The 9,378-nt window shown below is 32.6% G+C and carries 11 protein-coding genes; 4 read left to right on the top strand and 7 right to left on the bottom strand.

From position 1 onward, the window contains the following. Window positions 1-68: 68 nt before the first annotated feature. Window positions 69-272 carry a heavy metal-associated domain-containing protein gene (locus Q0616_RS07415; protein ID WP_284583475.1) on the bottom strand — a complete coding sequence of 68 codons (204 nt, stop codon included), beginning with the start codon at window positions 270-272 and terminating at the stop codon, window positions 69-71. A 101-nt stretch (window positions 273-373) separates the two neighbouring features. Here Q0616_RS07415 and Q0616_RS07410 point away from each other — a divergent pair, with 101 nt between their 5' ends. Next, window positions 374-1,198: a UDP-2,3-diacylglucosamine diphosphatase gene (locus Q0616_RS07410; protein WP_225539502.1), complete on the top strand. Its 825-nt coding sequence runs from the start codon at window positions 374-376 to the stop codon at window positions 1,196-1,198. After that, the gene (locus tag Q0616_RS07405) at window positions 1,199-2,173 is read left to right on the top strand and encodes a glycosyltransferase family protein (protein ID WP_298776179.1); all 975 of its coding nucleotides are present in this window, start codon (window positions 1,199-1,201) and stop codon (window positions 2,171-2,173) included. Here Q0616_RS07405 and Q0616_RS07400 read toward each other — a convergent pair. Genes Q0616_RS07400 through Q0616_RS07380 form a run of 5 tightly spaced genes read right to left on the bottom strand, consistent with a single transcriptional unit; the run spans window position 2,170 to window position 7,081 of the window. After that, entirely contained in the window at window positions 2,170-3,711 is a 1,542-nt protein-coding gene (locus Q0616_RS07400; RefSeq protein WP_298776177.1) for a TrkH family potassium uptake protein, read from the bottom strand. The genes Q0616_RS07405 and Q0616_RS07400 overlap by 4 nt on opposite strands. Then, window positions 3,711-5,078: a Trk system potassium transporter TrkA gene (trkA, locus tag Q0616_RS07395; RefSeq protein WP_171622233.1), complete on the bottom strand. Its 1,368-nt coding sequence runs from the start codon at window positions 5,076-5,078 to the stop codon at window positions 3,711-3,713. Before trkA ends, Q0616_RS07400 begins: the two co-directional genes overlap by 1 nt. 20 nt (window positions 5,079-5,098) lie before the next feature. Next, entirely contained in the window at window positions 5,099-6,199 is a 1,101-nt protein-coding gene (gene prfB, locus Q0616_RS07390) for a peptide chain release factor 2 (protein WP_188319916.1), read from the bottom strand. A gap of 42 nt (window positions 6,200-6,241) precedes the next feature. After that, window positions 6,242-6,640, bottom strand: coding sequence for a hypothetical protein (locus Q0616_RS07385; RefSeq protein ID WP_171622229.1), 399 nt, complete (start codon window positions 6,638-6,640; stop codon window positions 6,242-6,244). A gap of 33 nt (window positions 6,641-6,673) precedes the next feature. Then, entirely contained in the window at window positions 6,674-7,081 is a 408-nt protein-coding gene (locus tag Q0616_RS07380; RefSeq protein ID WP_221411932.1) for a DUF6146 family protein, read from the bottom strand. Between the two features lie 39 nt (window positions 7,082-7,120). Here Q0616_RS07380 and arsC point away from each other — a divergent pair, with 39 nt between their 5' ends. Together arsC and Q0616_RS07370 are read left to right on the top strand one after the other, a co-directional pair. After that, entirely contained in the window at window positions 7,121-7,465 is a 345-nt protein-coding gene (gene arsC / locus Q0616_RS07375; RefSeq protein ID WP_171622228.1) for an arsenate reductase (glutaredoxin), read from the top strand. Window positions 7,466-7,479: 14 nt separating this feature from the next. Beyond that, on the top strand, window positions 7,480-7,719 hold the full coding sequence (locus Q0616_RS07370; RefSeq protein WP_298776173.1) for a hypothetical protein: 240 nt from the start codon (window positions 7,480-7,482) through the stop codon (window positions 7,717-7,719). A gap of 156 nt (window positions 7,720-7,875) precedes the next feature. Here the strand turns inward: Q0616_RS07370 and aceA are convergent, their stop codons facing one another. Next, window positions 7,876-9,153, bottom strand: coding sequence for an isocitrate lyase (aceA, locus tag Q0616_RS07365; protein ID WP_348650874.1), 1,278 nt, complete (start codon window positions 9,151-9,153; stop codon window positions 7,876-7,878). Window positions 9,154-9,378 lie beyond the last annotated feature (225 nt).

Here is a 9,378-nt window from a genome sequence, read left to right as displayed (position 1 = left end):
AAAATAAGAATTCATATTCTTCAATTAATAAAAAAGGTATTCAGTACTTCACTGAATCCCTTTTTATTTTATTCCTCTATTTTCTGAATTTTAAAACCTGCATCGGTTACAGCTTCCACAATTTCTTCTTCGTCCTCAGTTGTATTTACAGTTAACACTTTTCTTTCATCAGTCGTATCAACTTTCCAGTTATTTTCTCCAACAGCTTCATCTAAAAAAGGTTTCACAGATTTGATACAACTATCACAATTTATATTTGTTTTGAATTTCATTTCGTTCATAATTTTACAATTTAAATTCAAATTTATAAAGATTTCATAAGATTAAAAAAACGTTCAAGTAATATTTGATTTGGATATTTAAATAAAAATCTATGAAACGTAATCTTGATGTTGTTGTAATTTCTGATGTACATTTAGGAACTTTTGGTTGTAAGGCTCAAGAATTATTAGCCTACCTTCAATCCATCAACCCAAAAAAAATAATTCTAAATGGTGATATCGTAGACATTTGGAATTTTAAGAAAAGTTATTTTCCTGAATCTCACCTTCAAATTATCAGTTACCTGATAAACCTCTCAGAGAGAGGAATTCCAATTGTTTACATTACAGGAAATCACGATGAATTGTTACGTAAATTTTCGACTATGCATTTTGGGAATATTCTGTTAACTGATAAATTTATATTGAAACAAGGTGATAAAGTAGCGTGGATTTTTCATGGAGATGTGTTTGATGCTTCGATTCAACATTCGAAATGGATTGCGAAATTAGGAGGTTGGGGATATGATAAATTGATACAATTCAATTATTTTATCAATAAATGTTTAGAGTTTTTTGGTCGTGAACGTTATTCTTTGTCACAAAAAATTAAAAATTCAGTTAAAAAAGCAGTTAAACATATCAATGATTTTGAACAAACAGCTGCTGAACTTGCCATAGAAAACGAATATGATTATGTGATTTGTGGACATATTCATCAACCACAAATGCGTCACGTTATAGTAGAAAAAGGTAGTTGTGTTTATATGAATTCGGGTGATTGGATCGAGAATTTATCGGCTTTAGAGTGTGTAGATGGAAACTGGTCTGTATTTTATTTTGAAGAACATCACGATATTTTGATGCAAAATTTAGAAGAAATCGAATTTAATTATTCATTAGATGAGTTGATTGTTTCTATTCTTAATAAGAAGTAAATGAGAATTTTATATGCTTTGCAAGGGACTGGAAATGGTCATTTTGCTCGTGCGCAAAAAATATTACCCATTCTCGAAGAATACGGAGATTTAGACGTTTTTGTGAGTGGTTCTAATTCTCAATTGCAACTCGAAAATTATCAATTTAAACATCATAAGGGGCTATCGTTGTTTTATAATCAAGTCGGTAAAGTTTCGTATAAAAAAATATTGAAAGAAAATAGCTTTAAATCATTTTGGAAAGAAGTGAATCATTTTCCAATAGAGCAATATGATTTGATTATTAACGATTTTGAGCCAATTACAGCTCATTCAGCTCGTAAGAAAAAGAAAATTAGTATAGGTTTAAGTCATCAAGCGTCATTATTATTTGATGAAACGCCTAAGGTGAAAAATAAAACAGGTGAAACAATTTTGAAATACTATGCACCAACCACTAAACAGTATGGTTTTCATTTCGAAGCATACAATGATTCTATTTTTTTGCCCATTATCCGAGATAAAATTCGAATGCTCAATCCAAAAGTAGAAGATTATTATTTGGTTTATTTACCAAGTTTTCATCCTTCAGAAATCATTGAAAAATTATCGTTTATTAAAGATTCTAAATGGAAAGTGTTTTCACCTTTTATTAGACAAATTTCTAAGCAATTTAATGTTGAAATTTATCCTATTGATGAACGACTTTTTACAAAAGCTCTCGAAAATTGTAAAGGTGTTTTATGTGGAGCAGGTTTCGAATTACCAGCCGAAAGTATTTATCTTAAAAAGAAGCTTTTTGTGATTCCGATCAAAGGTCAATACGAACAATTATGTAATTGCGAAGCTTTAAAAATGATTGGCGTTGATTATTCATATGATTTGAATGTCCAACAATTGCAATGTTGGGTGGATTCGAATAAAATTATTGAGAAAGATTTCCCAGATCAAACTGAAGAAATCATTCAGAAAGTAATTTTAGAAGCGTCTCATTAATTATTTTTCCAGAATGCTGGCGTAAATAAAATTAAGATTGTATAAAGCTCTAATCGTCCTAAAACCATTAGAAAACAACATAATAATTTTGCATTATCTGTTAAAGAATTCATTGAAGTTCCTGGTCCAAATTCGCCGATTCCAGGACCAACATTTCCTAAAGTGGATGCCGTTAATGTTAAAGAAGCTAAGATATCTTGGAAACTCATAGTTATACCATAATTCAAAAGCGCAAATAAAATAGAGCTGACAATCCATGTAAACATAAACATAACGAAGAATGCCATGACGTGGAAAACGATGGATTGATTCAGTGATCGATTGTTGTAACGAACAGGAATAATTGCGTTTGGATGTAAAATACGTTTGAATTCTATCCAACTATTTTTTAATAAAATAACGTGTCGAATAACTGTGATTCCACCTGAAGTAGAACCTGCTGAACCGCCAATAAAGAATAAAGAGAAAAAGATTAACGTGGTTACGGTTAACCAACTGGTATAATCTTCCATAGCTAAAGCAGTTGTGGAAGCGATAGAAACGACGTGGAATAAGGAACTTCTAAATGAGTGTTCTAAGTTGGACCAAGAATAGGTTTCGATGGAATAATTGGGATAAATATTAAAAAATAATACAACGAAAACTATAAATGTTACGACTGCAAGTAAGCCAACCCACCAGCGAAACTCTTCGTTACTCCATACTTTTTTAAATTGTCCTTTGATTAATAAATAGATTAATGCAAAATTAGTTCCGCCCAAAAACATCATGACAATTAGAACATATTGTATAAAAACATTGTCATTCCAATACATTAATCCCTCATTTTTGGTCGAAAAACCCGCTGTTGCAATCACACTCATCGAATGGTTTGCAGCGTCAAATAAATTCATTCCTCCAAAATAAAGCAACAAGGCAAAAAAAGCAGTTAAACCTAAGTATACTAACCATAGGTTTTTAGCAGTTTCAGTAATTCGTGGATGGATTTTATCGGTATAAATTCCGGGTGCTTCTGCCATAAAGAGCTGTCGACCGCCAATTCCAAGAAATGGTAAAATTGCAATTGTCAAAACGATGATTCCCATTCCGCCAATCCAATTGGTTGTACTTCGCCAAAATAAAATGCTTTTAGGCAGATTTTCTACATCATCGTAAATCGAAGTTCCGGTAGCAGTGTAACCTGAAACGGTTTCGTAAATGATGTTGACAAAACTAAAATTTTCGTTGATAATATGATCGTTTGGCAATAATATCAAAGAGGTGACATAAGGTAAACAGCCAGAAAGAATCAAGAAAAGCCATCCCACGCAAACCACAATATAGCCTTCGCGTTTATTGATGTGTTTTCTTCTGTCTCGTGTAAAATACATCATTGCAGTACCTCCTAATCCCACTAAACTTCCCGATAGTAAAAAAGGGTAGATTAAATTGTCATTAAAATAAACACTTACACATGTTGAAATAAACATGAAAAGTGCATTTAATAATAATAAAACACCCGAAAGATTCAGGATTACTTTGATGTTAAGCGATTTCATTATTTAAAATATTTGGTCACTTTTGGAATAAAATTCGCTTGGCTAAAAACAACCACATGATCTTTAGGTTCGATAATGAAATCTTTAGTTGGAATAGACCCTTCATTTCCACGAACAATTCCTGCAATAATAGCACCTTCTTTAAAAGGGAAATCAGAAACGGATTTATTTGCAATTTCAGAATTTTCATGAATTCTAAACTCTAACACTTCCGCATCTAAATCCGAAATACCTGTTACATCCATCACAGATCCTTGTCGAATATAACGGAAAATGCTATCAGCTGTTAAAAGTTTTTTATTGATAAAAGCATTGATTCCAACTTCTTGACTAAGATGAATATAGTCGATATTTTCGACTAAAGCAATTGTTTTTTTAACACCTTTAGATTTTGCTAATAAACACGACATAATATTGGTTTCAGAACTTCCAGTAACGGCAATAAATGCATCAGAATCTGAAATTCCTTCTTCTAATAACAATTCTCCGTCTCGACCATCACCATTTATAATTAATATATTATTTAAATCATCGGCTAAATCAAATGCTTTGTTTCGGTTGATTTCCAATAATTTAACATTGTGTTTATTATCTTTTAAAAGTTTAGAAACTTTAACTCCAATACTTCCACCTCCCAGTACAATTACATTTTTGTAATATTCTTGTTTTTTGCCAAGAATTTTATAAGTTTCTAAAATACCTGCTTTTTTGACTATAAAATAGACGTGATCATCAATGTAAAATTCAGTTTCAGCTTCTGGAATAATGGTTTTGTATTCGCCACGTTCGTTGCTTCGAATAATAGCAATTGGCATCAAAAGATTGTCTTCACCACCTTTTGTTGTCAAATACATGTCTTTGTATTTTTTGTCCAAAATTTTACAATCCGCATCCAAAACGGTTCCAACCATAAATAATTGACCATTTGCAAATGGATGCATGGCATTAAAAGCAGATTGTTGAACAAGGGAATAAATCTCGTCAGCAGCCAATTTTTCGGGGCTAATAAGCGCATCAATTCCCATACCTTGCACCCAAAATTGATTTTCTTTGTACAAAAATTCGGGATTCGAAATTCGAGCTAAAGTGCGTTTTGCACCTAAATCTTTTGCGATTGAAGCACTTGTAAGATTTGTATTTTGGAGATGAGTAACTGATATAAAAATATCTATTTCATCAATTCCAACTTCTCGTAAAGCTTTGAAAGAAGTGATATCGCCTCGATAAGCCATTACATCCAAACTGTTTTCTATCATCAACAATTTGTCTTTGTCCATGTCCATGATGACGATGTCATTCATTTCGTTGGAAAGTAATTTTGCTAAGTGAAAACCAACTTCTCCAGCACCTCCGATTAATATTTTCATGAAAGAAATTTAGGATATAATTATTTAGACGTTTCTTTTTGTCCCATTAACATAAGGAACGATTTTAAGAATTCGTCAATTTCTCCATTCATTACAGCATCCACGTTACCTGTTTCTGTTCCTGTTCTGACGTCTTTTACTAATTTATATGGATGCATCACATAGTTGCGAATCTGAGAACCCCATTCGATTTTCATTTTATTTGCCTCAATTTCGTTGCGAGCAGCCATTTTTTTGTCTAATTCTATTTTGTATAATTCAGATTTTAACATTTCCATCGCACGTTCACGGTTTGCTAATTGTGAACGCTCAACTTGGCAAACAACTACAATTCCTGTAGGTTTGTGGGTTAATTGAACTTTAGTTTCTACTTTATTTACATTTTGACCTCCAGCTCCACCAGAACGAGATGTTTGTAACTCGATATCAGCTGGACTGATTTCAATTTCGATAGAATCATCTACAATCGGTGAAACATAAACCGAAACGAAACTTGTGTGGCGTTTAGCATTACTATCAAAAGGTGAAATACGTACCAATCGATGTACACCATTTTCTCCTTTTAGATAACCAAATGCAAACTCACCATCAACTTCTAATGTCACTGTTTTTACACCTGCAACATCACCTGATTGGAAGTTTAATTCTTTTACTTTGTACCCATGTTTTTCGGCCCACATCAAATACATACGCATTAACATTGATGCCCAATCGCATGATTCAGTACCACCAGCTCCAGCAGTGATTTGTAAGATAGCTCCAAGATTATCTCCTTCTTCTGAAAGCATATTCTTGAATTCGATATCTTCTAAAAGTTTTGTGACAACATTATATTGTTCCGTCACTTCTTCATCTGTCACTTCACCTTCGCGGTTAAATTCTACTAAAACTTCTACATCGTTTACCGCATTTGCAATGGTTTGGTATTCTTCAATCCATTTCTTTTTTCCACGCAAAATTTTCATAAAAGCTTCCGCTTCTTTGGGATTATTCCAAAATTCAGGTGAAGCGGCATGTTCTTCTTCGTTCTGAACTTCGATTTCTTTTTGCTCGATTTCCAAATATTCGTGCAAATCCTGCGTACGTTTTTGGATGTCTTTTAGTAATTCGTTGTTAAACATAATTGCAAATGTATAAAAATAGGAGATTTTATAGGTACGAGTTTAAGCATTAATCACTTTATCATCTTTTCCATTCCACGAAAGGATTTTATAAGTAAAGCCTTGTTCTGTTTTAATTTCTTGATCTTTTAGAATTAAGAATGTATCGTCCCAATCGTTATCTTCGTAACTGATTACCCAAAATAATACGTTAAATAATAATCCTTCAATAATATACAAAAGTTCTTCAACAGAGTCCACTTCGTATGTTGTAAAAGGAAAAGTAGATCTAATCCAAATTTTATCATCTTCTGAAGTCTGAATATATAAATCTCCAAAGGATGATTTATATTCATTTTCGATATGAAACTCTAATAACTCAGTATCTTTTTTATGAAGTCCTGCCAAATCAGGCATGGTTTCTATAATTTGATTGTATATAGTGGTTGAAAAATCGTTCATCTTTCTAAAATTAGGCTACAAAAATAAACGATATTATCTAATTCTGACACGATATTTACTTTCAATAAATCGGAAAAAGTTAAATAACTTATATTCAAACTCTAATCCATAATCAATTGTAGGATCTAAATCTATACTAACCGCGTACAAATCAGGGTTATAAACAAAAGGTTGCATGTGACGTTGATTCCAAATCATTACATATTGACGATTTTTTTGTTCGTAATATGATTTTGAATAATATTCTTTAGGCAAAGCAACTGTTTTAAGGTAAATGTCGTATTGAGGATCAAAAACTACAATATCATAATCTCCATCTTCATTAGGTTCAAATTTTAGAGAATTTTCATCATTGTTTGCAACAGAATTTTGGGATGTTTGATTGGTAGTGCAGGCAAAAAATAGGAGAGGAAGACATATTAATAAAAATAGCTTTTTCATAATTTTTAATTTGATTAAATTTACTAAAAAATAACGAGAATGTATACGATTTTACATAATTCACGCTGTGGAAAAAGTAGAGAAGCGATGAAAGTTTTGGAAGAATCTGGAAAAGATTTTGAAGTGAGAGAGTACTTAAAAGAAGCTCTAACAAAAGAAGAATTAAAAGATATTTTGACGAAGTTAGGTTTGAAACCAATAGACATTGTAAGAACAAATGAAGAGGAATGGAAACTTAATTTTAAAGGCAAAGAATTGTCTGAAGATGAGGTTTTGAACGCAATGATAGAATTTCCAAAGTTAATTCAAAGACCGATTGTAATTGATGAAAAAAGTGGAGTAGTTGGACGACCAAAAGAATTAGTAGAGGATTTTATAAAGTAAATTTGGTTTGATAATTGTTTAGTTTTTATAAAATTAAACAATTAACGATGAATGTTTTAAATAAATTTATAAAAAACCGAAGAGAGAAAAATACCAAAATAGGATTATTAGCAACAGCGGCTACAACTGGTGTTACTGTAGCAAAATTTTTTGGTAAACGGTCGGTATATGGAATAGTTGGTGGAATTGCTGTTACATTAGCTGCCGAATATATTCGCAAGAGATATGAGAAAAAGTTGAACGCTAATCAATAATTTAATTCCTTGGCTGAATAATTAAAAAAATGTATTCATAGCTATTAATTTATTTAATCGGATTATTAAAGTTGATTATGTGTTAACTTATAAAAAAGTGAATAAAATGAAAAAAGGACGTAGTTGCGGTACGTCCTTTTTATTGAAAAGTATGTATTAGAATTGTGCGGTTTCCGTACTTTCGGCCATAGCCGTAGTAGACGAAATACCTTGTTGCACGGTATTTTGTACGTAATCGAAATATTGAGTTCCAACAAAAGATTGATGTTTTACGGCTGCAAAACCTTCTTCTTGTAACGCAAATTCTCGTTCTTGTAATTGCGAGTATCCAGCCATTCCTTTTGCTTTATAAGCTCTTGAAAGTTCGAACATTGATGTGTTCATGGCATGGAATCCTGCTAATGTGATGAATTGGAATTTATATCCCATTTCAGCTAAATCTTCACGGAACGTCTCCATTTGAGCTTCTGTCAAATGTTTAGCCCAGTTGAATGATGGCGAACAGTTGTAAGCTAATAATTGATTAGGATATTTTTCTCGAATTGCTTGAGCAAATTCTCTTGCCATTCCCAAATCTGGATTTGATGTTTCCATCCAAATCAAATCAGCGTATGCTGCATAACTTAATCCGCGATCAATTCCTTGTTCTAAACCATTTTTTACTTTATAAAATCCTTCAGAAGTTCGACTTCCTGTAAGTATAAAACGTTGATCTCTTTCGTCAATGTCAGATGTAATTAAATTAGCTGCTTCCGCATCTGTTCTTGCAACTAATAAAGTTGGCGTTCCGCAAACATCAGCTGCTAAACGTGCAGCAACTAATTTGTTAATTGCTTCTTGGGTAGGAACTAAAACTTTTCCGCCCAAATGCCCACATTTCTTTGCAGAAGACAATTGATCTTCAAAATGTACGCCTGCTGCTCCAGCTTCAATCATTTGCTTCATTAATTCGTAAGCATTTAAATTTCCACCAAAACCAGCTTCTGCATCTGCAACAATTGGAACCATATAATCAATGTTTCCTTGTTCGGTTACGGACTGAATTTCATCGCGACGACGTAAAGCATTGTTGATACGTTTTACAACCATCGGTACAGAATTAGCTGGATAAAGCGATTGATCTGGATACATTTCAGCAGAAAGATTTGCATCTGCTGCTACTTGCCATCCTGATAGATAAATTGCATCTAAGCCAGCTTGAACTTCCTGTATTGCCTGATTACCGTTCAAAGCGCCAAGTCCAGCCATAAACGGTTTAGTGTTTAAACCTTCCCATAGCTTTTTAGCTCCCATAGTTGCTAAAGTGTAATCGATGTCCAAAGAACCTCTCAGGCGAATAACATCTTCTGCCGTATAAGGACGAGTAACGTCTTTCCAACGTGGATTGGTAGCCCAATCTTGCTGAATTTTCTGAATTCTTTCTTGATTGCTCATAATTGTGTTTTTGTGTTTTGTTTGTGTGTGTATGTGTGTTGTGTGTTTCTTGGGTTATAGTGTGCTTTTAGATATACTTATAGGCTTCTAATGTTAAAAAGTCTGTAAACTTGTGAGATAAAACTAATTCGTCAAAAATCTGAATTGCTAATTCATATTGTCCGTTTGTGTAGTTTGCTTGTCCAACTAATTCGGTTATTTTTTGAACCTCTTCGGCTCTTAATT

The sequence above is a fragment of the uncultured Empedobacter sp. genome, from assembly GCF_937930195.1.
GTDB lineage: Bacteria > Bacteroidota > Bacteroidia > Flavobacteriales > Weeksellaceae > Empedobacter > Empedobacter stercoris.
The sequence above is the reverse complement of the archived record's forward strand: the minus strand, read 5'-3'. Positions and strand labels throughout refer to the sequence as shown.